31 protein-coding genes are annotated in these 23,292 nt (G+C 70.8%); 29 read left to right on the top strand and 2 right to left on the bottom strand.

The window, feature by feature from the left end:
• Positions 1 to 295, bottom strand: a 295-nt coding sequence (locus tag ACFWR9_RS08355; RefSeq protein WP_383837623.1) for a helix-turn-helix domain-containing protein, incomplete at its 3' end; no start/stop codon positions are given.
• 63 nt (positions 296 to 358) lie between these two features.
• On the bottom strand, positions 359 to 1,468 hold the full coding sequence (locus tag ACFWR9_RS08350; RefSeq protein ID WP_383837426.1) for a tyrosine-type recombinase/integrase: 1,110 nt from the start codon (positions 1,466 to 1,468) through the stop codon (positions 359 to 361).
• Positions 1,469 to 1,671: 203 nt separating this feature from the next.
• Here ACFWR9_RS08350 and ACFWR9_RS08345 point away from each other — a divergent pair, with 203 nt between their 5' ends.
• The 29 genes from ACFWR9_RS08345 to ACFWR9_RS08205 all read left to right on the top strand — a co-directional run bounded on the left by ACFWR9_RS08345 (position 1,672) and on the right by ACFWR9_RS08205 (position 23,254).
• The gene (locus ACFWR9_RS08345) at positions 1,672 to 2,121 is read left to right on the top strand and encodes a hypothetical protein (protein WP_383837423.1); all 450 of its coding nucleotides are present in this window, start codon (positions 1,672 to 1,674) and stop codon (positions 2,119 to 2,121) included.
• Positions 2,122 to 2,228: 107 nt separating this feature from the next.
• Positions 2,229 to 2,645, top strand: coding sequence for a hypothetical protein (locus ACFWR9_RS08340; RefSeq protein ID WP_383837420.1), 417 nt, complete (start codon positions 2,229 to 2,231; stop codon positions 2,643 to 2,645).
• Positions 2,642 to 3,418 (top strand): hypothetical protein, encoded by a 777-nt coding sequence (locus tag ACFWR9_RS08335; RefSeq protein WP_383837417.1) that lies wholly within the window; start codon positions 2,642 to 2,644, stop codon positions 3,416 to 3,418. The genes ACFWR9_RS08340 and ACFWR9_RS08335 overlap by 4 nt, the downstream gene beginning before the upstream one ends.
• Positions 3,415 to 4,323, top strand: a complete 909-nt coding sequence (locus ACFWR9_RS08330; protein ID WP_383837414.1) for a hypothetical protein — start codon at positions 3,415 to 3,417, stop codon at positions 4,321 to 4,323. Before ACFWR9_RS08335 ends, ACFWR9_RS08330 begins: the two co-directional genes overlap by 4 nt.
• A gap of 21 nt (positions 4,324 to 4,344) precedes the next feature.
• Positions 4,345 to 5,055, top strand: coding sequence for a hypothetical protein (locus tag ACFWR9_RS08325; protein ID WP_383837411.1), 711 nt, complete (start codon positions 4,345 to 4,347; stop codon positions 5,053 to 5,055).
• 28 nt (positions 5,056 to 5,083) lie between these two features.
• Positions 5,084 to 5,839, top strand: a complete 756-nt coding sequence (locus ACFWR9_RS08320; RefSeq protein WP_383837408.1) for a hypothetical protein — start codon at positions 5,084 to 5,086, stop codon at positions 5,837 to 5,839.
• Complete coding sequence (locus ACFWR9_RS08315) at positions 5,836 to 6,504, top strand: hypothetical protein (protein ID WP_383837406.1); 669 nt, start codon at positions 5,836 to 5,838, stop codon at positions 6,502 to 6,504. Before ACFWR9_RS08320 ends, ACFWR9_RS08315 begins: the two co-directional genes overlap by 4 nt.
• Before the next feature lie 27 nt (positions 6,505 to 6,531).
• A complete protein-coding gene (locus ACFWR9_RS08310; protein ID WP_383837403.1) occupies positions 6,532 to 6,936 on the top strand; it encodes a hypothetical protein in 405 nt (134 codons plus the stop codon).
• On the top strand, positions 6,933 to 7,286 hold the full coding sequence (locus tag ACFWR9_RS08305; RefSeq protein WP_383837400.1) for a hypothetical protein: 354 nt from the start codon (positions 6,933 to 6,935) through the stop codon (positions 7,284 to 7,286). The genes ACFWR9_RS08310 and ACFWR9_RS08305 overlap by 4 nt, the downstream gene beginning before the upstream one ends.
• A 311-nt stretch (positions 7,287 to 7,597) precedes the next feature.
• Complete coding sequence (locus ACFWR9_RS08300; RefSeq protein ID WP_383837398.1) at positions 7,598 to 7,987, top strand: hypothetical protein; 390 nt, start codon at positions 7,598 to 7,600, stop codon at positions 7,985 to 7,987.
• A complete protein-coding gene (locus ACFWR9_RS08295; protein WP_383837395.1) occupies positions 7,984 to 8,790 on the top strand; it encodes a DUF317 domain-containing protein in 807 nt (268 codons plus the stop codon). Before ACFWR9_RS08300 ends, ACFWR9_RS08295 begins: the two co-directional genes overlap by 4 nt.
• Positions 8,787 to 9,071, top strand: coding sequence for a hypothetical protein (locus ACFWR9_RS08290; protein ID WP_383837392.1), 285 nt, complete (start codon positions 8,787 to 8,789; stop codon positions 9,069 to 9,071). The genes ACFWR9_RS08295 and ACFWR9_RS08290 overlap by 4 nt, the downstream gene beginning before the upstream one ends.
• Before the next feature lie 99 nt (positions 9,072 to 9,170).
• Positions 9,171 to 9,539, top strand: coding sequence for a hypothetical protein (locus ACFWR9_RS08285; protein WP_383837389.1), 369 nt, complete (start codon positions 9,171 to 9,173; stop codon positions 9,537 to 9,539).
• Positions 9,540 to 9,573: 34 nt separating this feature from the next.
• Positions 9,574 to 9,921, top strand: coding sequence for a hypothetical protein (locus ACFWR9_RS08280; protein ID WP_383837386.1), 348 nt, complete (start codon positions 9,574 to 9,576; stop codon positions 9,919 to 9,921).
• The gene (locus ACFWR9_RS08275) at positions 9,918 to 10,736 is read left to right on the top strand and encodes a DUF317 domain-containing protein (RefSeq protein WP_383837383.1); all 819 of its coding nucleotides are present in this window, start codon (positions 9,918 to 9,920) and stop codon (positions 10,734 to 10,736) included. The genes ACFWR9_RS08280 and ACFWR9_RS08275 overlap by 4 nt, the downstream gene beginning before the upstream one ends.
• Positions 10,737 to 10,802: 66 nt before the next feature.
• Entirely contained in the window at positions 10,803 to 11,402 is a 600-nt protein-coding gene (locus tag ACFWR9_RS08270) for a hypothetical protein (protein ID WP_383837380.1), read from the top strand.
• A 5-nt stretch (positions 11,403 to 11,407) separates the two neighbouring features.
• Positions 11,408 to 12,169, top strand: a complete 762-nt coding sequence (locus ACFWR9_RS08265) for a DUF317 domain-containing protein (protein WP_383837377.1) — start codon at positions 11,408 to 11,410, stop codon at positions 12,167 to 12,169.
• 49 nt (positions 12,170 to 12,218) lie between these two features.
• Positions 12,219 to 14,006 (top strand): type IV secretory system conjugative DNA transfer family protein, encoded by a 1,788-nt coding sequence (locus ACFWR9_RS08260; RefSeq protein ID WP_383837374.1) that lies wholly within the window; start codon positions 12,219 to 12,221, stop codon positions 14,004 to 14,006.
• A gap of 81 nt (positions 14,007 to 14,087) precedes the next feature.
• A complete protein-coding gene (locus tag ACFWR9_RS08255) occupies positions 14,088 to 14,852 on the top strand; it encodes a hypothetical protein (RefSeq protein ID WP_383837372.1) in 765 nt (254 codons plus the stop codon).
• A 504-nt stretch (positions 14,853 to 15,356) separates the two neighbouring features.
• Complete coding sequence (locus tag ACFWR9_RS08250) at positions 15,357 to 15,590, top strand: hypothetical protein (protein ID WP_383837369.1); 234 nt, start codon at positions 15,357 to 15,359, stop codon at positions 15,588 to 15,590.
• Positions 15,587 to 15,760, top strand: a complete 174-nt coding sequence (locus ACFWR9_RS08245) for a hypothetical protein (protein ID WP_383837366.1) — start codon at positions 15,587 to 15,589, stop codon at positions 15,758 to 15,760. Before ACFWR9_RS08250 ends, ACFWR9_RS08245 begins: the two co-directional genes overlap by 4 nt.
• Before the next feature lie 176 nt (positions 15,761 to 15,936).
• Positions 15,937 to 16,713, top strand: coding sequence for a hypothetical protein (locus tag ACFWR9_RS08240; protein WP_383837363.1), 777 nt, complete (start codon positions 15,937 to 15,939; stop codon positions 16,711 to 16,713).
• Positions 16,714 to 16,771: 58 nt separating this feature from the next.
• Positions 16,772 to 17,569 (top strand): tryptophan synthase subunit alpha, encoded by a 798-nt coding sequence (gene trpA / locus ACFWR9_RS08235; protein WP_383837620.1) that lies wholly within the window; start codon positions 16,772 to 16,774, stop codon positions 17,567 to 17,569.
• Positions 17,562 to 18,014 carry a hypothetical protein gene (locus tag ACFWR9_RS08230; RefSeq protein ID WP_383837360.1) on the top strand — a complete coding sequence of 151 codons (453 nt, stop codon included), beginning with the start codon at positions 17,562 to 17,564 and terminating at the stop codon, positions 18,012 to 18,014. Before trpA ends, ACFWR9_RS08230 begins: the two co-directional genes overlap by 8 nt.
• Positions 18,015 to 18,110: 96 nt before the next feature.
• Positions 18,111 to 18,980, top strand: a complete 870-nt coding sequence (locus ACFWR9_RS08225) for a hypothetical protein (protein ID WP_383837617.1) — start codon at positions 18,111 to 18,113, stop codon at positions 18,978 to 18,980.
• The gene (locus ACFWR9_RS08220; RefSeq protein WP_383837614.1) at positions 18,980 to 20,242 is read left to right on the top strand and encodes a DNA cytosine methyltransferase; all 1,263 of its coding nucleotides are present in this window, start codon (positions 18,980 to 18,982) and stop codon (positions 20,240 to 20,242) included. Before ACFWR9_RS08225 ends, ACFWR9_RS08220 begins: the two co-directional genes overlap by 1 nt.
• Complete coding sequence (locus ACFWR9_RS08215) at positions 20,242 to 21,354, top strand: DnaB-like helicase N-terminal domain-containing protein (protein ID WP_383837357.1); 1,113 nt, start codon at positions 20,242 to 20,244, stop codon at positions 21,352 to 21,354. Before ACFWR9_RS08220 ends, ACFWR9_RS08215 begins: the two co-directional genes overlap by 1 nt.
• 53 nt (positions 21,355 to 21,407) lie before the next feature.
• Positions 21,408 to 22,763, top strand: a complete 1,356-nt coding sequence (locus tag ACFWR9_RS08210) for a DUF317 domain-containing protein (protein WP_383837354.1) — start codon at positions 21,408 to 21,410, stop codon at positions 22,761 to 22,763.
• Between the two features lie 287 nt (positions 22,764 to 23,050).
• Positions 23,051 to 23,254: a cold-shock protein gene (locus ACFWR9_RS08205; protein WP_383837351.1), complete on the top strand. Its 204-nt coding sequence runs from the start codon at positions 23,051 to 23,053 to the stop codon at positions 23,252 to 23,254.
• The last annotated feature ends 38 nt before the right edge of the window (positions 23,255 to 23,292 follow it).

The raw sequence follows: 23,292 nt of genomic DNA, 5'->3' as shown, positions 1-23,292 counted from the left end.
TGGGGTGGGGCGGGGGGGGGGCCCCCCCAGCCCCCCCCGGCCCGGGCGCGCCGGGCCGGCCCGCGGGGACGCCGCGGGGCTGGGCGGGCCCCCGCGGCGCCTGCGCAGCCACCGGTTCGATCAGCTCTTCCATCCGGCACCCCAGAATGTCCATCACGGCCATCAGCACCGCCAGGTTCAGCCGCTCGGGCCGCTCTGTGACCAGCCGGTAGACCTGCGACGGCGACAGGTCGATTCCTCGCTCAGCCAGCAGTGGGCGCAGGTCGGTGGTGGCGAACATGCCCCGCATGGCCATCACCTCCCGTAGGTGCCAGCGGTAGTCCAACTTCCGCACGTGTCCCCTCTCCCCTGCCGTCGGCTAGCGCACCGGGCTCAGGGCCCGGTCCAGCATTCTCCGCATCATCGCGTTCATGAAGTCCCCGCTCACGCCCGTGTACAGCGCCGTCGTCGAGGCATAGCGATGACCGACCTGCCGCTGCACGAACGCCGGGTCGGCACCGTCCTCGATCTGGTGCGTGACGTGGCTGTGCCGCAGGCAGTGCGGCACCAGATCCCCATCCAGGCCCAGCGCATCCCGATAGGAGGCAAACCGATCCTCGATCTCCCTCGGCTGCAACCGACCACCCCGCTCCGTCAGCCACAGCGCCGCATGATCCGCCGACTTCGCGTACCGCGGCCGGACGTTAGCCACGTAGTCGGCCAACGCCTCCACCGCCCAGGGCATCACCGACAAGGTCGTGCGCCGCCGCCACGGCGATCCCTTCGTGCGCTTGCCGTATCTCACGTGCAGGGCACCGAACTCCCCCAGTTCCGGCGCTGCGGCGTTGCGGTGAAAGTCGACCGTGTCCAGGCGCGACGTCTCCGTGCATCGGCTGCCCCAGCCGTACATGACCTTGAAGACCGTGGCGTCCCGGTACGCCGCCAACGCACCCTTCCGACCCAGCCGCACCGCACGCTCGACCTGGTCGTCGGCGTAGTCGAAGAACGTCTGCAGCTCGGCTCGCGTCATCGGCCGACGGCCCGGCCGGCCTTCGCACTCGACCAGATGGGCCACGGTGTTCCACGCGTGGCAGATCTGAACCGGGTGGGTTCCGAAGCGCTCCTCGCACTCGGCGGGCCATTGGTAGTGCGGCGAGGTGACGTAGTCGCAGAACAGCCGGATCGCACCCTGGTAGCTCCGGATTGTCGACTCTGCCCGGCGCAAGACACCGATGAGGTGCGTCATCCAGTCGTCGAGGTCCGACGCGGTCCACTGCCACGGATAGGCGTTTGCGAACTCCGAGAAGCGCGCCACCACCCGGCGCCGGTCACCGATCGTTTTCGGCTGCAGACGCCGCCCACCGCGCTGCTGACGCGTCCACCCTTCCAGCATCGCCTCGAAGACAGCGTCCTCGGGCCGCAGCAGGGACACACCCTGAAGCAATACCAGCCGTGCGGAAGCTTCCCCCGGCCCGCCGCCCGCCACCATCAACCACCTCCGTCCGCCGCGTGAATCGTGCATCCGATGCACGACGGTTCGCAACGACGCAGGCCACCACCCCACACCCCAACAGAGAGGCTCTCGATTTGAAGTCGCAGAACAACCGCACGACCTCGAACGCAACGCCCGTTAAACGGAATTGCCCGGGAGTCCGTACGACCTAGAAGATTGTCCACAGCTGTGGACACGAAGTGACGCACAACCTGTCCGACCGGGCCGCTGACCGGCGCGCCGGATTCGCTCGCTGGCTCGAAGGCCGCGACTGCACCGACTGCTGGAAGGCCGCCCGCGACTCCGACACGGAATCCAAGGAAGCCTGGCTCGCCGCCAAGCGGGCCGAGGAGCAGCAGGCCGCCCGCGAGTGGGCCGAGCAGTTCGACATGCCACCGCTCGAAGGGCCCGAGCGGGCCCTCGACTGGGGCGAGCGCTCCCGTCACCAGCTCGTCACCGCCGCCTACAGCGTGCTGGTGAGCGAGGGAACCTGGGACGAGGCCGACTGGGCCGTCCTGGAAGACAAGATCCGCACCGTCGACCGCGCCGGATGGTGGATCGACCAGCGGGACGCTGAGGGCGCTGACCTGCCCGAACTCCTGGACGCCGCCGCGTCCGACGACATCGGGACGGAGAACCCGTTCCGGTAGGACGCGGGACTTTATACCCGCCGATCCCCGGTTACCGAAACCGGGGATCGTCCGGATCCTTGTTCCTCCCACCGCCTCCCCGCGCACCTCGTGGAAGGAACCCTGCTGTGCCCGCACCCCGCCATCCGCATGCCCCCGGTGACATCGTCACCCCCGACCGCGACATCACCCACGCCCACTTCCGGCCCGGTGACCAGGTCGTCATCCTCAAGGGCACCTCCGGCAGCGAACTGTGGGGCGACGCCTACAAGGTGGTCACCCCCTCCTGGCACACCCCGACCGACGAGGACGGCTGGCGCCTGTACGACCCGGCCGGCGGCGAACGCTCGTACATCACCGCGCATCCGCGCTACCTGGTCCACCTCTCCAGCCGTTGCCCGGACTGCCTCATCTACCAGCAGGCGCTGCGCACGTACCTGGTGCCGCGCCTGGCCGACGCCGAGGAGGACGTCGACTGCGGCTGGTACTCGCTCACCCACCTCAACCAGGTGGTGCACGTCGCCGACGCGCGGGGCGGCCAGTGATCGACGCACTCGACTCGGAGCGCGCCGAGGCCCTGGCCCGAGCGGCATCGGCTGCCGTCGAGGAGATCGCCGGCAGCGAGTGGCCGACGCTGTTGGCCGGGGCCCTGCGCGAGACGGAGGCGACCTGGCAGGAGTCGGCGGAGGTGTGCGCCGACATCGCCTGGCGGGCCCGCGCCGCCGGCAACAGCGCGCTGCTGCTGCTCACCCCCGAGCATGTCACCGACCCCAGTCCCGGCCCCGTGATCTGGCGGACGTACCGGCACCTCTACCTCAGCACGCTGCGCTACGACTTCCGCTGCCGCGACATCGAGTCGCTCATGAACAAAGTGCCGGTGAACGTGCTGGACGAGGACCCGTACAGCGAAGCCCTGTACGCCTTCGCACGGTTGGGACAGTCACGCTCCGACGGCCTCGCCGTCATACACCGGGTCCTGGTCGCCGCACCCGGCCACCCCAAGACGCTGCACGTCCTGCTGCACGGCGTGTGGCTGGGCACCTTCCTTCCCGGCCGAGCGCCCATGCTGCTGGCCCTGGTGGGCCTGCTCCCCGAGGGCGGGCTGAACGATCCCATCGCTCTGTTCCGCATGGCCTCGGCCCGGCGCAGCCTGGGCCACTACCCCGAAGCCCTCACCGCCATCGGCCATGCCCTGGAGCTGCTGCCGCCCGGCGATCCGGCCGTGCACGCCGACCTGGTCCGTGAACACGCGCTCATCACCACCGCCTACGACCTCACGCAACACGCCCGCGGAACCCGGAACACCACCCCATCATGATCATTCGCATTCACCAGCGCGGCAACGATCCCAACGACGCCCTCGCCGAGGCCCTGGGCCGGCCCGTCAGCCGACAGGAGGGGTTGACCGACCACACGGTGGTCGCTCACTGGCCGGGGCTGGACGCCTACTTCCTCGACGACGAGGAACGCATCTGGGCTTCTGCCGAGTGGGCCCAGCATCTGAACCATCCGTCCTGGCAGCATCGCCAGGCGGCCAGCCCACAGGGCGACCGCCGCGCCATCTGGCATGCGTCCGCGCGCCTGCACCCGGACGACCGCGACCTCACCCGCCCGGAGTGGTCCGAGATCGCCCACCGGATCGCCCGCGCCGCGGACGTCCAGCGCCCCGGAGACGAACGCGGCTGCCGCTGGATCGCCGTCCAGGCGCAGCCCGGCCGCATCGATCTGCTCGCCAACCTCATCCGAGGCGACGGCACATGGACGGCGCACCGGTCGAACCCAACGCGTCTGGCCGCCGAGAGCCGGCGCCTGGAGGCCGAGCTGGGGCTGATCTCACCATCGGCCGGCGGCCCGGATACGCAGCAGGACGCCCGGTTCGCCCAACGCGCCCGGCCGCCATGGGCCGCCCCCGACGCCACCGCGCAACTCGCAGGGCTGCTGCGGCAGCTCGCCGACGAGGATGCCGGTCCGCTGTCCACCGTGCGCGGCCTCGTCGAGCACGCGGCTCACCGTCTCGACCGCCTCCCCGGTGCCCACGGCCCCGACCGCGCACACCAGCTGGAACTGATCGCCCGCCGCCTGCACGGCATCCAGCAGGACCTCGGCTCCCTGGCCAGCACACTGCCGACAGGCGGCCAGACATCACCGCCCCGACCAACCGCCGTATCTGCAATGCCGGTTGGACAGCCCGTCTCGCCGGGAGCTGCCCGGCCCGCCCGCTGACCTCCAGAAAGCCTCCTCTTCTTGGCCCTAGCCGATCGTTACCTGACCCTGGGGCGCGATGTGCACTCCGGGGAAGTCCTCGCCCGCGGCGGCGATCCCGAAGCCCACAGCATCCTTGAGCGCACCGGGTTCGTCCCCGTCGTCCGCTTGCACGAGACCTATCACCGCCTGCCCGTCGGCCTCGACGAAGCCGAGGAGAAACGTCTCGCCACCCGCGCCGTCGCCCGGCTGCGTGCCGTCAAATACGACGTGGAAGCCGACGAAGCCTTCGACACCGAGCTGCGCGAGCCGCACTCCCTCCCGCTTGGCTCCCAGGTCGCGCACCTCGCCGAGCGGATCCGTGAAGCCAGCACCAGCGACGAGGTCGCCGACGTCCTGACCGAACTGACGGCCTCCCACGACGGCGTCCTCATCGCCCTCGGCGAGGTCTTCGCGGCCACCGCCGCCTTCTATCAGGACCTCGGGCAACCGGCAGATCCGCACACTGCGAAGCGGTTGCAGTACCTGGCCAAGCACCGGCTCGGCGTCATGTGGTCCGACCTCGCGCACATGCGCAACGACCTCGTCGACCGGCACCAGGACCATCCCCAGCGCCGCGCGTGCACCGCCGAGGTCGGACCGGAGGAACGCGAAGCCTCCGCGGTCTGCGCCTGCCCGCCGCCACCCCCGCGTCTGGCCACCAGCCCCGTCGCCGCGCCCGCCGCCCCCTCACCGGCACGCCCGCGGCGCTGACCCGTCCCCCTTCCCTTCCGAGGAGCCCATGCACGGCCCCATCCCCGACACCAGCCTCGGCTCGTTCGCTGCCGTCCTCGCCGGCGAACTGCCCGGCGCCTGGACCAGCACGTACCACCCCGACCGTGGCGGCGACAACGACCACAGCGACCTCACCGATGCCGTGTGGGACATGAACGCCGTCGCCGACGCGATGGCCAAGCACACAGTGGACCACTGCGCTGTGCTGCAGCGCCACGACGGCACCCGTCTGTTCGTCGCCGACCCGCTGGGCCACGGCGAGGGATACCTCATCGCCGCCATGGCCCCGTCCAACCAACCGGCTGAGGCATTCCGTGGCGTACGCGAGCCCGACGGAATCGCAGTCGACGCCGACCCGTTCAGCGCGGCCGAGAACGTCACCTTCGACCTCCTTCCCCGCTACTACGTCGCGGCCCACCAGGTCTTCAGGAACGCCGAGCAGCTCACGCGGGCAGCCTCCGCTCCAGAACGCCTGGTCATGACCTGGTCGGACGGTGCACTCGTGGTCGACAAGCCCGACCGAGCCGACGTCACCCACGTACTCACCGACCACGGCTTCGTCCTCGACACGGCGCGAGCCGTCCTCGTCCTGTCGGGCGACGACACCGCCCGCCAGGCCGCCTCCGTACGAGCCAGCGGAGAGCGTCTGTCCGAGCTGGGCATCGACACCGTGCTGCGTCATCCGCAGACGCGGCCCGCCCTGGGCACCGCCCCCGTCGCTCCGCCGAGCGCGTCCATCGCCACCCCGCACCGGGGCCGATGACGCCCCGCAGCGAGGATGAGCCGGTCTTCTTCGATCTCAACTACGTCACCATCACCCGTGATCAGCGCACCGAGCTGGTCCTCGCCATCGGCGGCGACCCCCGTGCGGCGGGCATCCTGCAGACCGCCGGCGGCTTCCACTCCGCCCCCGGTGCCGCTCGCGACTACCACCGACTGCCGCACCACCTGCCCGTCGAGGAGCAGCGGCACGGAGCCACCGCCGCCGCCCACGCCCTGCTCCTCGCCGGTTACAGCGTCCATCTCGACCCCGCTCTGAACACCCTGGCCACCCCGGACGGCGACCGGCAGGCGGCCCACCGCTACCTCGCCGGGCTCGAGACGCGCGCCCGCGCCGCCGAGACCGACCGCGACGTTGCCGGCCTCCTGTCGGAGATCGCCGCACCGGAGGAAGGGCTACTGCCGCACCTGGTGCAGTCCTTGATCACCACGTGGGCGACCTGGGGTGAGCGGCGCCGCGACGCCGGGCTCGATGAAGAACCGGCGGACCAGCTGATGGAGACCACCAGCAGCCTGTCCAACCACGCACGACGCATCACGCTGATCCGCGACCAGGCCGCCCGCCGCACCCCGCCGGCCGCCGCTGCCCCCGGCCCGGCCGCCGCACCGCCCACCAGCTCGTCCGCGCCGTCTGCGCGACGGCGATAGCCCCGAACCGCACAGGAGTAACCGCACGTGGGCAACCGTGCCGACGACGAAGGCACCGACGTCACGATCTACCGCAAGCCCCTCACCGAAACCGTGCACGCCGACACCCCGACCGGCGCGCCCGAGCCGCTGCTCGCCCTCCTCGACAACCTCGGCTTCGAGCGCCGGACCCTGCCCACCCTCGGGCCGATCTACGTCTGGCACGAAGCACCCGCCCACCTCGACCAGGACGCGAAGAAGCAGCTCGCCACCCATGCGGTGCCCTGGCTGCACAAGGCCGGATACGTGGTCAACATCTCCGATGACGTCTGGGACGCCGCCGCCTACACCGACGCCGCAACGGCCGTGCGCGACCACTGGGCCCCGGCACCGCCACGCGCCGCAGCCGCAGTGCCCGCCACGGGCCGTCCGGCAGGGGCCCACCGCCGGTGAGCCTCGCCGATGACTACGACGTCGACGTCACCTTCTACCACCGCGACGGAACGATCTACGTCGACACCCGCGCCAGTGCCCCCAAGGGTCTCCTGGCCCTGCTCGACGACCTCGGTCTCGACCGGCACGGTGCAGCGGACGACGTCTGGCATCAAGTCCCCCACGAGATGGACGAGATCGCCATGAAGACCCTTGCGGACCGGGCCGCGCCTCTGCTGGCCAGTGCCGGATTCCGGGTCGACATCGACGCGGGCCTCTTCGGCGGCAGCGCCTACCGCGCCGCACTCGCCGACCAGGCAGCACGCCGACCACCACCACCGCCCGCCACGCAAGCACGCCGTGCGCGCTGACCGCCCGACCGTCGCCGGCCCCGGCCCTCCGGGGCGGCCCCACCCTCCCCAGGAGTCCGCCGTCACTCACGAGCCCGACGCACGCCCCCGCCCATCACGGCCAGCCGCAAACCCCGCCTGGTCACCGCCCTGTTCCGCCGCTACCTGCGCGCCGTCACCGTCGGCAGCCGGGAGCGCACCATCCCGCTGGCGGGCGGACGCCCCGAGGCAGCCCTCGACGAGGCCCGCCGCCGCGACACCTTCCTCCTCATCGACAGCTACCGCATCCGCCACCACGACTAGCACCTCGAACCGGCCTGTTCAGGAGGCCCATGACCGACTCGAACCTCCCTTCCGTACAGCTCGCTCACGCCATCACCTCCCAGATCGAACAGCTCCGCCAGCATCTCGCCCAGGCCCCGCCGCACGAGGCCGCCCAGATCCTCGCCACCGTCCTGGACTACGACACCGGTCTCCTGGGCGAGGTCACTGACCTCGTCTCCACCGGCTCGCGCTTCGCGAAGGTCCACTCCGAGCGCGGCGTCCTGCCGCCCGAGGTCTGGCTGGCGCTGGGCCGCGCCGCCAACGAACTCAACGACGTGGGTGCCGACCTCCACGAGCACACCGGCACCATCAAGCAGGTCGCCGCACCCACCCCGCCGGCCAGCAGACCGGCCACCATGCCGGTCGCCTCCGCGATGGTCATCCGGCGGCGCCGGTGAAGAAGAACAAGCAGGGGTCCGGCTGGGGCCCCACCGGTCAACAGGCCCAGCAGCACTACCTCGTCGAGCCCCGCCACCTCGCCGGCGGCGGCGACCTGCGCCACGTCACCGAGTACCTGCGCGCCTCGGGCTGGAAGGACAAGTCCAAGACCGGCGGTCCCGTCGTCTTCGACAGCCCCGACAAGTCCGTGCGCATCGGGTACGACCCGTTCACCCAGCCCGGCGGCTGGACCATCAGCGGAAAGCAGTCCAAGACCCAGGAGGCATGGCACGCCACGCTCGGCCGGCAGGTCCCCGTCGAGATCGTGGCCGGCCTCACCGACACACTGACCCGCCCGCGCTCCGCACACGCCCCCAACGTGTGGGCACCACTGGAGGCGCAGGGCTGGGAGACCGAGCGCGGACAGCACTTCACCGCCCGCAGCCCAGACGGCGACGCCGTCGTCCGCTTCCACCAGGGCGCTCCCGGACAGGCGCACTGGTGGGCCGGCGCTCGCAACGAACACGGCACGGTATGGGAGGCGACGTTCACGCCGACCACGCCCATGCACCTGGTGCAGGCATTCAGCACCGCGCTCGCCGACCCGCAGCCGGTGATGCGGCCTCTCGGCCACGTCCCGCCCTCCCAGAGAATCCGTACGACCTCGGTGTCTGTGCTGCCCTCGCAGCTCAGTGCATGGCAGCAGGCCCGGATCACCGCGGCCCGCGCCGCCACCTGGACCAGCAACACCTTCGCCAGCAACAGGGCGCGCCCTCAAGGTCCCGGGGCCCGCCCGTACGCCAAGGCCGGGCGGATGCGGTGAGCCATGAACGCTTCTACTCCCGCGTCAACGGGCCCACCCTGCACCGCGTCAACGCGGTCCGCTGGCTGGACGAGGTGTCGCCGCGGCACCTGGCCGGCGGGGGCGACCCCCGGCAGGTGACCGAGCACCTGCTCGTGTCCGGCTGGAGCAACCACTCGGTCCCGGGCTATCCGCATGTCCTGCTGGAAAGCCCCGACCACCGGTGGCACCTCACCCCCACCGGCACGGACGCACCCGCCCCAGCACGCCCCGGGCCGGCCCGCCACAAGCGGCACCGCTGACGCGGCGCCCGTACTCGCCGTCCGTACGCCCAAGCCGGAGCGCGCGTCTACCGCTGAACGTCTCACGTCAGCCCGTCGCCCAATCGAAAGTGCATCACCTTGACGCAGTCCCAAGACCTCACGCCCGGTGGCGTTGAGTCCCTCACCACCGAACTCCTGCGCCTCGGCCGCCAGATCGACAGATCCGAACGCCCCGAGGATCTTGCCAACATCCTCACGCCGATCGTCGACCGGAGTCACGGTGCACTCCACCTCATCGCCCAGATATTCGACGTGATCGCGACCACCTGTGCCGACTTCGCTCTCCAAGACTCCTACGCCAACGAACTGCAAGACCTCTGCTGCGACGCGTACAGCAAGCTGACCGACCTCAGAGATCGCTTCAACGGACTCGACGAACAGTTCCGCACCTTCTCCCCGGACGTCACACGCATACCCAGGGGACAGCGCCCAGTCCGGCCATGGTGAGCGCGGCCCCGTCACTTCCATCCAAAGGACATTGATGCCCACCCCCTTCGCCCCCAGCGCCGACGACGTCACGCAGGCGACCGCCACGCTGGCCCAGGTCCAGAACTACCTGCACACCAATCCGTCCGTAGCCGACGTGCTGCCGCTGCTCGCCGAACTTTTCGACGAGGACACCGGCGTCCCCATCCTGCTCGGCGACATCCTGCGCAACGCCGCACGCCTCATCGCCCAGGAGGCGAAGGCGGAGAGCGGCGAGACCCACCTGATCGTTGCCGGGCTCCGGGAAGCCGCCCAGGACGCCACCGACTGGCACGTCCTGCACTGGGACGTACAGCGCCTGAACGCTCACGCTGGTGAGTCCGCCGGCCCGTCGGCGTCGTGACACGTCCCTATATCGCCAGCGCGGCCGACGATCCCTGGTCGCGGATCTGGTGGGACACCACGCCCCGCCACCTCGCCGGTCCCGGTGACCCGCGCCATATCACCCAGGCGCTGCGGGCCGGCGGGTGGAAGAACTTCGGCGACCCGGACTTTCTCCACGTGGTTCTGGCCAGCCCCGACCACCAGCACACGCTCGTCTTGGAGCCCACCCCGGACGCGTACGGCTCTTGGTGGCGGCTCTCGTCGCAGCGCTGGCATGCATCCTTCGGCGGCAACACGCCCGCCGAGATCATCGCCGGATTCACCGACGGACTCCTGCAGACAGCACCCGAGACCGAACCGGACATCTGGCCGACGCTGCAAGCAGCGGGCTGGTCCTACGAGCGCGACCAACGGGGCAATGAGCGCGCACACCATCCGGACGGCATCACCACCATGGAGCGATCAGCGACGCTGACCAGCGACTACTTCAGCTGGAAGACCGAAGTCGCACTGCCCACCGGGCTCGGCGGCCACCACCGGCTGTGGCACGGATACTTCGACGACCGCACCCCGCGCCACCTGCTCGCCGGCTTCGCGACCGCTCTCGTCGACCCCGCGCCCGTCTCACGTGGCCACTACGACGTCCCGCACTCCCACCTGGTCACGCAGGTGGAACGCGGCGCCCAGGGCGAACAGCTGGCCGCCGCCCACGAAGCACGGCTGAAGGCCAGCAGGGCTACCGCCCGCAAGGCCCGCCGCAGCGCCGCGCCGACCGCCCGCCCTGCCTCGGCGCCCGACGCAGAGGCGACCAGATCTGCGGCCCGGAGCCGCTGACCGTGTGGAGCGGTCCCGGCCGCTCCACACCCCCGTCCCTCATGCCTACCTGATCCGAGAGTTTCCTTGACCTTCTCCCTCGAACCGGCGAGCCCGGCGCACCGGCTCTATCTGAACCAGCTCGCCTATTACCTGCGGCACAGCCGGCAGATCCTCGCCGCCTGGGACCACTACTCCCAGCGGCACTCCGATCCCCAGACGTTCCAGCCTCACGACGAGGACGCGTACGGACTGCGGCAGCAGAAACGTGACGCCGACACCCTGTCCGCATTCGGCCGTGTCTACTACCACGCCGACGAACTCGTACACGTCGCCGAACGCCAGCTCGCCCAGCTGGCGCCCACCGCCCGGACCCGGCGCTACGCCTGGCAGGTCCGAGAACTACGGGATGCCACACAGGGCATCTACGCCGTCCGCAACGACTGGCTCGCGGTAGAGGCCGCGCTCCCCGAGAGCGCTCGGCCCGGCACGGCGGCGTACGAGGAACCGCTCGCCGAGAGCTACGCAGAAGCCTGGCCCTACCTCGACCAGTGGGCCATCCACGGCCAGGCGCTCTTCGCCGTCAACGCGCTGGCGCAGCGGCACTCCACCCCAACCGCACTGGCCCTGCCCGCGACGGCGCCCGCGCACCAGGCCGCCGCCGCGCCGTCCACGGCCCGGCGGTGACGGGCGTGGGCGACACCGTCGAGCAGGCGTTCATCGCCCCGCGCTACCTCGCGGGGATCGGCGATCCCGGCTGGATCACCCAGCCGCTGCACCGGGTCTCCGGTTGGAGCTACGGGCATGACCCGCTGATACCGCGCGTCCTGCTCACCAGCCCGGACCAGCTCACGCAACTGCGTCTGGCTCCCGGCGATCCGGATGATCCGGACTGGTGGACCATCCGGCAGGCGCGTACCGCGGATCACCCCGCCTGGGCGGTCACCTTCCAGAGCCGCACCCCCGTCGAGATCATCGCCGCCTTCACCGACGCGCTGACCGACCCGTCCGGGCCGCCCGCAGGTTCGTCCGACCCCTTTGCCGCGTTGCAGAAGGCAGGGTGGGAGACGCCCCGGCACTTCGGCGGTCTGGCAGCCCCCGACGGCATCACGCGCGTCGAGCGGCTCGGAAATCCCGGCAGCGACCTGTGGCACATCGAGACGGCCGTCATCCGGGACCCGACAATCTGGCGGGCCGTGTTCACCGGGACCACGCCGCTGCACCTGATCACCGCTGTGACAAAGGCGCTCGGCGACCCCGCGCCCGCCATGCGTGACCCTCACCGTATCCCGGGCTGGGCCCGCGACCGCATGAGCGTGGACACCCGTCACGTCGCCGCGACCGACGTCGCCTTCGCCCTGGAGCGACGCATCAGCGCCCTCGCCGAGCGGCACCACCGCGCGACCGGCGTTGCACCCGCGCCGCCCGGACCGGCGCGAGGCCACACGCGCTGACCAGTCCGCCGCGACCGGCCCCCTTCCTTCCCCGTACCTGGAACAGCCCTTGCCCCAGCCCAACTCCACGTCCACCGACGGCTACGACATAGCCTTCAAGGTCCTCCTCGGCGCCATCGCCGTCGCCGTGCCCCTGTCCAACCTCGCCTGGCTCGGCGGCAATCTCACCGCCTGGGCCACCACCTCCCACGCCGCCCGCTACCAGCCCGTTCAGGCCCTCCTGCACCCCGACCAGCTATGGCCGGACCTGAGCGACACGTCCCTGCTGATCGGCACACGCATCCTGCCCGTCGCCGTACTCGTCGCGCTCGGCATCACCGCCGCGGTGCTCTACCAGCGGCACCGCGGCGGCAGCGGACGCAAGAAGCGCGTCGCCGGCATGGCCAAGCAGCGGGACATCGAGCCGCTGATGGCCAAGGCCATCACCGACAAGGCGCGCTCGCTGCGCCCGAGCCTGAAAGACGCCAAGCACATCGCAGCCGCCGACACCGGCATTCTCCTCGGCAATCTTCAGGGCACTAAGCACGAGGTGCGCATGGGGTACGAGGACGTCGCTGTCGCGATCATGGCGCCCCGATCCGGCAAGACGACCAGCTTGGCGATCCCCTCGATCCTCAATGCGCCCGGCCCGGTCCTGCTCACCTCCAACAAGGCCGCGGGCGACGCCTACACCGCAACCCTCGATGCGCGGGCAGCCGTCGGCCGGACCTGGTCGATGGACCCGCAGCAGATCGCCCACGCCGAACGGGCCATGTGGTGGAACCCTCTGGCCGACGCCAAGACCCTCGACGGCGCGGGAAGGTTGGCCGGGCACTTCCTCGCCGCGAGCGTGGACGCCTCCCAGCAGGGCGACTTCTGGTCCAAGGCCGGCAGTAACATCCTGAGCCAGCTCTTCCTGGCCGCCGCGCTCGACGAGCGGCCGATCACCGACGTCATGGCCTGGCTCGCCTTCCCCGCCGACCGCACCCCGCTCGACATACTGCGCGACCACAAGTTCGCCGCGGTCGCCGCCCAGCTCAAGGGCACCGTGGAAGGCCCGCCGGAAACTCGCGACGGCATCTACGAGACCGCCCGGCAGTATGCCGCCGCCCTGCTGAACTCGCAGATCGCCGCCTGGGTGACCCCCCAGAAGGACGTGCCGGAGTTCACGCCGAGGACGTTCGTCACCTCGACCGACACCCTCTACCTGCTGTCGAAGGACGGCGGCGGTGGAGCCTCCGCCCTGATCGCCGCGTGCGCGGACAGCGTGATGCGATCCGCGACCGCGCAGGCCGAACGTGCCGGCGGACGCCTCGATCCGCCGATGCTCGCGATCCTCGACGAGGCCGCCAACGTCTGCAAAATCTCGGACCTGCCTGACCTGTACAGCCACCTCGGCTCACGCGGCATCATCCCCATCACCATCCTGCAGTCCTACCGGCAGGGACAGAAAGTGTGGGGGGACGCGGGCATGGACGCCATGTGGTCCGCCTCCACCATCAAGGTCATCGGCTCCGGCATCGACGACCCGGACTTCGCCGACAAGCTCTCCCGCCTGATCGGCGACCACGACGTCGAGACGACCTCCACCTCGACCTCGGAGTCGGGCAAGTCCACCTCCGTGTCCATGCGACAGGAACGCATCCTGGCCGCCGACGCCATCCGCGCGCTGCCCAAGGGCACCGCACTCGCGTTCGCCACCGGCATGCGCGCGGCCATGCTCGACCTGCGCCCCTGGTATCTCGAGCCCGGCGCCGACGAACTCTCCGCCGCTTCCGCCCTCGCCTCCAAGGGCATCACTGCCCGCGCCATCGCCAAGGCAGCCCCGAAGCAGAGCGACTTCGGCCCTGCCGCCTAAGGACTCCCGAGGCCGACAGCCCTACCCCACCCGACGGGAGGCACGTCCCATCCGCCCCTGCCCACGTGCGCGGTGTCGCTCATGACCGAGCCGCCCGCCGAATCCCTGCTCTTCGACGTGCCGCCGCCACTCACGCCCGTCGAACGGCTCCTCCACCTGGCCGACCAGTACACCCAGCACAACGACGCGCTCGACCTCCTCCTCTACGCCACAGCCCCTCCCGCACCAGAAGCCCACGCTGCATCCGCGCAGCGTCTGGCCGCCGACACCCAGTCCGCCATCAAGGCGATCTGCGGCGAACGGCTCTATGAGAGCGTCGAGTTGACCGAGTCGGTTTCGCGGCTGAGGCAGCTCGCCTTCCTTGCCGACGCCTCGGTGGACCTCAACGTCGCAACCGCTCGCGAGCTGACCGCGCTGGCCCCGGAAGCCGCTGTCGGCTGCGCCGTGACGCTGGCCGGCGAGACCCGTCGTCGCCGATGGGCCACCGCACCGGCCCCCGACGACCGGCTGAACGCCATGCACCGCACGGCCCTGGCCGAGATCGCCTGCGGACACGTCGTGGCCAGCAGCTCTCTGGGCCGCGAATTCACACGCTCCCGCGAGCCCAAGGTGCTGATGAGCACCCTGCGCGCTCTGGAGACCAAGGGCCTGGCCGAGAGAACCGCCCGCTCGGCGCCCGCCGCCTACGTCGCAGGCCCGCCCCTGGACCGCGTACGCCTCACTGCGTCCGGCATCACCGCGCTGGCCTCGGTCATCGACGCGCGTTCCGCCGGGCCGCGCACCGCGCCCGGAACCACGCCCCGCCCCCTGCCCGCCGCCGCGCAGGCCACCACCCGAAGCCGCTGAAACAGCACAGGAGCCCTCCCATCCCCACGCCCTCACTCGACCTGCACGAACAAGTCCGCCAGCTCCGGCAGTTGGCATACGACTTCGACGCCCTCAAGTCGCGCGTACGCGACATCTCCTACACGCCCGGCACGGACGCGCTGCGCCACGTCAGCCCCCTGCTCCTCCAAGCACAGGACCTCACGGCATCCGCCCTGGTGCGGCTGACCGCGCTCGACAACAGCACGTACACGAACATCGCCGGCAGCCGGGCCAGCCTGGAACTGCTGGCCTCGGTCGTGTCCTCGTCATCGCTCGCCGGCACCGACCTGGCCCACCCTGTGCGCGATCGGCTGCCACTACCTCGCCCACGGCATCACCGAAGACCTGACCAGCGCACAGGAACACAAACCGGCGGCCGTACAGCAGACGCCGGGCCCCGCGCTGACGCCGGCCCAGTACGACGCCCTCACCGCCCTGAACGGCGGAGGCCGTCTGTACGAGAGCACCACCCGCGGACTGGGCGTGACCCGGGTCGCGACCGACGACGGCACGCGTGTCTCCATCGCCACCTTCCGAGCCCTGGCCAAACGCGGCCTCGTCACCCGCGACACCAGCACGTCTCTGGTCATCGGCCAGAAGATCACCGTGACCGAGCAGGGGCAGCAAGCCCTGGCCCGGCCGCGCCCCCACGCCGCACTGCGTACCGCAGTTGCCGCCCCACCCAAGGCCGCGGTCGCGCAGGGAGCCCACCAATGACCGCCTACGCGCCCGACGACCGGCTCGTGGACGAACGCGTGCGCCTGAGCCCTGCCGGGCGCCGTGGCCTCTCGGCCTCCTTCGCCTACCCCCGCCCCGCCGCTCTGGCCGCCACGCGCCCCACGGCACTCCGGCCGAGTAGCACCCCGACGCCGGTCCGCAGCCGATGACCCGGCCAACGACCACCCCGCGCCTGGAGGGATCGACGCCCGCAGCAGCCAGCGCTCCCGTACGGTCCCCGGACACACGGCTGGGCCGCTACGACTGGGAGAAGGCCCGAGGGCCCATCACTGCATTTGGCGAAGCCAAGTCGCTCGGAGCGTGGGCCGAGGATCCGCGCTGCCAAGTGAAGAAGGAAGCACTGCGGACACGGCTCGCCCTGGGCTGGGATCCCGAAGAAGCCGTCACCCAGCCCAAGCACGAGCAGGTAACCCTCCAGTTCACCTATGGCGAGCGGACGTTGACCCTTCGCGGCTGGGCAGAGCAGTCGGGAATCAAATACCACACGCTCTACGGTCGCATCCGCACCCAGGGTCTATCTCTCGAAGAAGCCCTGGACAAGGGACCCGACGGGGAACACTTCACGCTGCCCGTCACCGCCTTCGGCGAGACGAAACCCCTCTATCGATGGGGAGTGGATCCGCGAGCGAACGCCTCCACCAGCACCATCCGGAAACGGATCAAGGCGGGCTGGCATCCACAGATCGCCATCACCGAGGAACCCGAGAACCGGTCCACCCTCGGCACCGGACAGCCCTACAGCGCGTGGGGCCAACGGATGAGTCTGCCCGACTGGGGTCGCCTGTCCGGCATCCCCGAGGAAATCATCCGCGGCCGGATGCACAAACACGAACTCACCCTTGAAGCCGCGTTGAACTCCCTGGGCTGGACCCCCGACACCCCCGCCACAGCCACATCGATGCTGACCGTGCCCGTCCATCAACTGCAGCCGGGCGATCTGATCATTTCCGCCGAACCCTCCGGCGAGATCACCGTGCGACGCCACCACGCGGACGCTCCGCCGCTGCAACCGCAGCCGTCGCGCGCCCCGCACCCGACGCCGCGACAACCGGTCACCCCACCGCCCCGACCTCAACCGACTCGCCGGTCAGCCGCACGCTGAGCCCGCCTTCCGGACAAGACCGTCCGCGGGCTCGACCCACCACTTCGAAGGACACACCCTGGCCACCGCCACTCACCTCCACACCCTCCTCGCCCAACCCCTCTGTGCGCTGGGGGTTTTCATCCCGGCCGGCGTCCATGAGCCGGACGTCCAGCGCCGCCAGCTCGACCACCTCGCCCAGGCCGGGGCCGACCTATTCGAGATCGGCCTGCCCTGCGCGAACCCGGTCTTCGATGGCCACCTCATCCGATCCGCCTACCAGCGCGCCCTGTTCAAGGGGAACGTCCTGGACCGAACCGCCCGCGCCGTCGCACATGCCGCGTCGCTGCGGCCGACGGTGGTCATGACGTACTGGGACCCCGTCCGCCGCCACGGCCCTGAACGTTTGGCTCGCCTGCTCGCCGACGCGGGCGCTGCGGGGATCATGGTCGTCGACCTGCCCCGCGGCGAAGCGCTCCGCTGGCACCACGCTGCACACGACGCCGGCCTGAGCACGCCGCATCTCATCCCGCGCGCCACCGCGGACGCCGACCTTCCCGCCGCGGTCGAGGGTGCGTCCGGCTGGCTCTACGCCCCCGCGAGCAGCGGCCTCACCGGCTTCCAGGGGCCCCTCGACCTGGCGGCCCTCGAAGCCTTCACCGAGCGACTGCGTGTGGCGAGTCCGCTGCCCGTGGTCTCGGGGGTGGGCATCTCCAGCCCCGACCTCGCGGCCTGCGTGGCGCCTCTGGTCGATGCCGTCGTCATCGGCACGCCGATTGTCCGGGCCCTGCTGTCGGATCCGGCCCCGGCCGCCGCCGTGACCGCCGCGTTCGCCCAGGCCCTGCAGACCCGGATCGGCACGGCCCACGATGCCTGACTCCGCCGGCCTCCACGAGGCTCTCGATCAGATCGCGGCCGACGCACACGCGCTGCAGCAGTGCCTGCGCCGCACCCCCATCGCCTGCGCCCGGGTGCTGACTGCCCGGATCGTCGAGGCACATGCGCTCGCCGCCGCCGCGCTCCAGCTCTTCCTCGATCTGGAGCGGGAACCGGCGCGCGACCAGGCGCACCTGCTCCACCTCAACCATCTGGCACGCACCGCCAAGACCGCCCAGGACGCGAGCGCGGAACTGACCGCCGCGCTAGCGCGCGCCGTCGAGAACGAGTGCCGCCGGCGCGACGCCACGACAACTCCGCCCGTACTCCTGCGCCCCACACCGCAGCAGTTCGTCACCTCCGCCGCCGACCTGCTCGACGGGCTCCTGTCCCAGCCCCGAGAACAGCCCCGGCAGTCCGCCGCGCCCATGCCGCCGGCGCGCTGAAGCGGCCCCCATCCCTCACACCCTTCAGGACCGACCATCACCGAACAGCCCCAGTTCCGCGCCCTGTCCCTGGGCGCCGGAGTCCAGTCCAGCACCCTGCTCGCCTTGTCCGCCGAGGGCATCCTCCCCAAGGTCGAATACGCGATCTTCGCCGACACCGGATGGGAACCCCGCTCGGTGTACGCGCACCTCGACCGTCTGGAGCGCGAGATCGCCGCTCCGGCCGGCATCCCGGTCCTGCGCGTGTCCACCGGCAACATCCGCGACGACGCGCTCGACCCGGATCACCGGTTCGCCTCCATGCCGCTTTACATCCTCAACCAGGACGGCAAGGCCGGGATGACCCGCCGGCAGTGCACCGGCGAATACAAGATCAAACCAATAAAGAAGCAGGTCAGAGCCCTTCTCGGCTATCCCTACCCCGCCCGGATTCCTCGCGGGGTGTTCGTCGAGCAGTGGGTCGGCATCTCGACCGACGAGTTCCACCGCGCCAAGGACGCGGACGTGAAGTACATGCGCAACCGGCACCCGCTCATCGATATGGGCTGGTCGCGCACCGACTGCGTCCGCTATCTGTCCTCACTGGGCCTCGCCGACACCCCCAAGAGCAGTTGCCTGGGGTGTCCGTTCCACGGCAACGCGCAGTGGCGCCACATCCGCGACACCTCGCCCGAGGAGTGGGCGGACGTGGTGGCCTTCGATGCCGCCATCCGCCAGGGCAACGCCCGCGCCAACGCCTCCGGCAACCGCCTGCTCGGCCAAGCCTTCCTGCACCGCTCACGGATTCCCCTGGCCGAAGCGCCCATCGATCACGTCACCGCCGCCGAGTGGGCTGCCCTGCAGCAGGAACTGGGCAGCGACGAAGACGCCACCGTGCTGGAAGAGGGCGTCACCGACGGATGCTCGCCGTGGGCCTGCCGCGGCGACGCAGACCTGACCCGCGACGACTTCGGGCTGGCCACGTGATCGTGCTCGACCTGTTCGCCGGTCCGGGCGGCTGGAGTCACGCACTGACTGTCCTCGGCGTACGCGACATCGGCCTGGAATGGGACGAGTGGGCGTGCAAGACCCGCGCAGCCGCTGGGCAGTTGACCGTGCGCACCGACATCGCCGCCTACCCGGTGTGGCCCTTCCTCGGGAAGACCGCCGGGCTCATCGCCAGCCCGCCCTGCCAGGCGTGGTCGATGGCCGGCAAACGCCTCGGGCTTCTCGATCAGCCCCTGGTCCACCAGGCCGTCGCCGACCTCGCCACCGGCCGCGACACCCGGGCGAAGCTCCTGGCCGCCTGCCAGGACGAGCGCTCCCTGCTGGCCGCTGAACCCATGCGCTACCTCCACGCCCTCAACCAGCACGGCCAGCCCGAGTGGATCGCCATGGAGGAGGTCCCCGATGTGTTGCCGCTGTGGCGCCAGTACGCCGCGATCCTGCGCAGCTGGGGCTTCTCGGTCTGGACGGGGATCCTGAACGCGGCGGACTACGGGGTGCCGCAGACCAGGCGCCGGGCGATCCTGCTCGCCTCACGCACCCGTACCGCCGAGCCGCCTCCGCCAACCCATGCCAAGGTCGCCGAGCCGGAGGCGTTGTTCGGGCCGGGCCGCGCGCAGTGGGTGTCCATGGCCGAAGCCCTCGGCTGGGGCGCCACCGACCGCCCCGTGCCGACCGTGTGCGCCGGCGGCGGGCCGGGAGGCGGGCCGGAGCCCTTCCCGTCCGGGTCACGCAAGACCCTCAGTGACGCGCGCGACCGCGGAACCTGGAAGCCCCAGAGCAGCGTGGTGCTGCAGTCCCGCCGCGAAGGAGCGGGGTGGACTCTCCGCCACGGGGCGAGAGAGGACCGGCCGGCCCGCGCTCCCGTGCCGACGTTCACCGGGGAGGCACCCCGGTGGTCGTGGTCCCTGCGCAGCAACAACCAGTCCAACGCGACCGTCCGCTCCATCCAGGAGCCGGCCGGCACGCTCTTCTTCGGTCACCGCGCGAACGAATGCGTCTGGATCGCCGCACCCGCGCCCAGCGACACCAAGGACCAGCAGCCGGTGCCGGAGTCCATCCGGATCACGGCTGAAGAGGCCGGGGTGCTGCAGACATTCCCCGCCGGCTACCCCTGGGCCGGCAACAAGGGCCAGGTCTTCGGCCAGATCGGCAACGCCGTCCCACCCCGGCTCGCCGCCCATCTCCTGGCCCCGCACCTGGGCAAGACCCTGCATCCCGACGACTTCACTCTGGCCGCCTGATGGCTCACCGATCCGACCCGTACGAGGACGACTTGGACGACGTGCACGCGCCGCGCCCCGTGCACTATGCCGAGCAGTCCCTGCTCGGCGCGCTCCTCCTCGAACCCCACCGGCTGCACGACGTCGATGCCCTGGACTCCGGCCACTTCAGCAACCATGCCCACGGCGTCCTCTGGCAGGCGATGCGCGACCTTCCGCCGCCCGAGCCGGACACGCACCGCTCCAGTCCCGCCTGGCTGAACGCCGTGCTCGATGCGGCACGCCCTCACGCTCCCGGGCTCACCGCCTCCTATCTCCACACCCTCATCCAAGTCTGTCCCTGGCCCAAGCACGCGCCGACGTACGCGCGGATGGTCCAGGCCGATCACGCCCGGCGCACAGTGCTCATGCACGCCGAACGCCTCGTCCAGACCGCCACCGACACCACCCTGCCCAACCCGGTGGCCACCACCCTGGCCCAGGCCGACACGCTCGGCCAGTTCCTGGACACGCTCGCCGGACAGTTCGCCTCACACCCCGGCTCCCTGCCGCGCACCGTCGTACCGGTTATCCGGGCGGGACACCGCGGCGAGGAAGCCGTCGAGGAGGAACGGCTCCTCCTCGCCACGGCCACCGCGCACCCGGCAGAGCTGAACGACATGCGCTGGCTGCAGCCCGACGACTTCACCCTGCCCCTGCACGCCGCCCTCTGGCAGTGCCTGACCGCCCTGGTCCACAACGGGGAGCCCGTGGACGCCGTCACCATGCTCTGGGAGGCCCAGCACCGCGGACTCCTCGCCGACGGCCTCGACCCCCGCGACCTGATCGACCTGGTCTCCACACCCGTCGGCTCACCCGAATACTGGGGTGAGCGGGTTCTCCAACGCGCCCTGCTGGGCCGCGCAGTCGATGTCGGCACGCGCATCGCCGCCTACGCCCAGGACCCGGCCAACACCCCGCACCAGCTGATCACCGGAAGCCGCCGCGCCCTGGCCGACCTCACCACCCTGCGCACCCGCTGGAAACGCAGCACCAGCCCTCCGCCAGCGCATCGCGCGCCACGCGGCCCGGCCGTCTCACGAGCCGGCCCGCCGCCACGAACCACAGCTCCCAGCGCCCGAGCACTCCGATGACCCCACCTGCCCCGGCCGGCCCACGTCGGCCAGAGCCGTGAAACGAGACCAGATTGCCGAACCCCGCAGCAGACCTGCACCTCCGCCTCGACTTGCTCAACGGCCGCGCCAGCGCCGTCACCGCCACCATCACGGGCACCCCCACCCACACGGTGCGGGCCCTGCTCGCCCTTCACGGATTCGAGCCCCTCGACGACACGACGATGGTCATGGCCCGCATCGACCGCGAGGAGCCGCACTACGCCGACCAGACCGCACACGCCCTGCGCGCGGAAGGCGTCACCGTGGACATCACGCCCCGGCTCCGTGAAGAGATCAACACCGAATGGACCTGGGCCAACTACCCCATGCCCTGGTGCTCGCGCGACGAGATCCGCGAGGTATCCAACGACGCCCAGAAGATCTACGACGACATACGCTCCGGCCGCCTGGTCATCCACGCGCACGCCCACGACGGCTGGACCATCGTCGCCGTCGGCACCTACCGCGACGGCCCGAGCGTCCACCTCCACGGCGAGAACCACCTCCGCGTCGAATCCCTCCAATTCGATGCCCCTGCCGCAGCTATCGCCGAGTTCGAACGCCTCTACGGCGACGCCGTACGCCCCGGCCCCGCCCCAGCCACGGACACCGAACTCGAAGCCGAGCAGGCACGCAGCCCGTCGGCTCCCGAAAGCAAGGCCGCCGTCCAGCCACCCACGAGTACGGCCGACTCCGCTGAGATCCACGCAGACGGGACTGACCACGAGACACTCCTGAACGACTTCCTCGAATCCCACGGAACGTGGGAAAAGTGGCGCACCTGGTTCGACGACACCACGCACGCCGTCCACGAATCCCTCGTCCTGCGAGTCGAGTTCATCCACGAAGCCGACCCCGGCGATACCCAGTGGAAGATCGCGGCGTACGAGAGCCCGGTCGGCGAACGCCGGTGGCACGCCGCTGCGACCACCACCGTCCCCGTGGAGGTCATGCGGGTTCTGCTTGACAGCCTCGACTCCACGGATGCGGCCGAGATCGCGGCGGGCAGCAAAGTCGCGGAGGCCACCATCTGGCAGGCCACCCGCCCGTTGTTCGACGCCGGCTGGGAGCATGACGTCGACGGCCGCTTCATCCGCTGGCAGGCACCGGGTGATCGCCCCGGAGGCGTCCAGTTCGACGCCTTCGCAGCAAACATCCAGCAGTCCGACCTGCCCGTCTGGACCTTCTGGGGCGTCGGCAACTCCGACGGCCCGGGGTGGGCACTGCACTTCTCGACACACGCAGCCGCCACCGTGCTCCAGGACGTGGCCTTCTCGCTGGCCGACCGATACGCCGAACCGCCCGTCTCCACTGCGTGGCAGGGCCGCCTACGCAGCGCGTCCCCTGCTCCGCCCCCGCCTGCTCCTGGCGCGGCCAGGGCACGCTGACGCAAGCCGCCGCGCCCCGTGTCCGCGCCCTTGCGTACTCCTCGCCTGACGGGCGGGACGGGGATACAGCTACCACTGCGTACAGCAGCACGGTGCGCCTTCCCCGACTTCGAAAAGATCCACCTCGCCGAGATGCTCTGCGGGCACAACGCATCTTGCTGTGGGAGCTCAGGCCATCGCGGGATCATGTGGGGCAGGATGGGGTTCGAAGCGCCCCAGACGGGAGTGCTCGTGGATACCGAGCCGCTCCGCTTCGGGCGGACTCGGATGATGTGAAGGATTGCAGTATGGCCAGCGGCACCGTGAAGTGGTTCAACAGCGAAAAGGGCTTCGGCTTCATCGAGCAGGACGGCGGCGGCCCCGACGTCTTCGCCCACTACTCCAACATCTCCGCCAACGGGTTCCGCGAACTCGTCGAGGGCGAGAAGGTCAGCTTCGACGTCACCCAGGGCCAGAAGGGCCCCCAGGCGGAGAACATCGTCCGCGGCTGAACCACTCCGCCAACAGCATGTGGGGGGGGCCGCCCGCC

It is taken from the genome of Streptomyces sp. NPDC058534, assembly GCF_042717365.1.
GTDB lineage: Bacteria > Actinomycetota > Actinomycetes > Streptomycetales > Streptomycetaceae > Streptomyces.
Note: the sequence above shows the minus strand (reverse complement) of the source record. Positions and strands in the feature narration are given on the sequence as shown.

Coding starts and splice junctions, on each gene's coding strand:
- ACFWR9_RS08350 (WP_383837426.1), bottom strand. CDS start 1,468: ATGGTGGCGGGCGGCGGGCCGGGGGAAGCTTCCGCACGGCTGGTATTG.
- ACFWR9_RS08330 (WP_383837414.1), top strand. CDS start 3,415: ATGATCATTCGCATTCACCAGCGCGGCAACGATCCCAACGACGCCCTC.
- ACFWR9_RS08320 (WP_383837408.1), top strand. CDS start 5,084: ATGCACGGCCCCATCCCCGACACCAGCCTCGGCTCGTTCGCTGCCGTC.
- ACFWR9_RS08315 (WP_383837406.1), top strand. CDS start 5,836: ATGACGCCCCGCAGCGAGGATGAGCCGGTCTTCTTCGATCTCAACTAC.
- ACFWR9_RS08300 (WP_383837398.1), top strand. CDS start 7,598: ATGACCGACTCGAACCTCCCTTCCGTACAGCTCGCTCACGCCATCACC.
- ACFWR9_RS08280 (WP_383837386.1), top strand. CDS start 9,574: ATGCCCACCCCCTTCGCCCCCAGCGCCGACGACGTCACGCAGGCGACC.
- ACFWR9_RS08255 (WP_383837372.1), top strand. CDS start 14,088: ATGACCGAGCCGCCCGCCGAATCCCTGCTCTTCGACGTGCCGCCGCCA.
- ACFWR9_RS08245 (WP_383837366.1), top strand. CDS start 15,587: ATGACCGCCTACGCGCCCGACGACCGGCTCGTGGACGAACGCGTGCGC.
- ACFWR9_RS08230 (WP_383837360.1), top strand. CDS start 17,562: ATGCCTGACTCCGCCGGCCTCCACGAGGCTCTCGATCAGATCGCGGCC.
- ACFWR9_RS08215 (WP_383837357.1), top strand. CDS start 20,242: ATGGCTCACCGATCCGACCCGTACGAGGACGACTTGGACGACGTGCAC.
- ACFWR9_RS08205 (WP_383837351.1), top strand. CDS start 23,051: ATGGCCAGCGGCACCGTGAAGTGGTTCAACAGCGAAAAGGGCTTCGGC.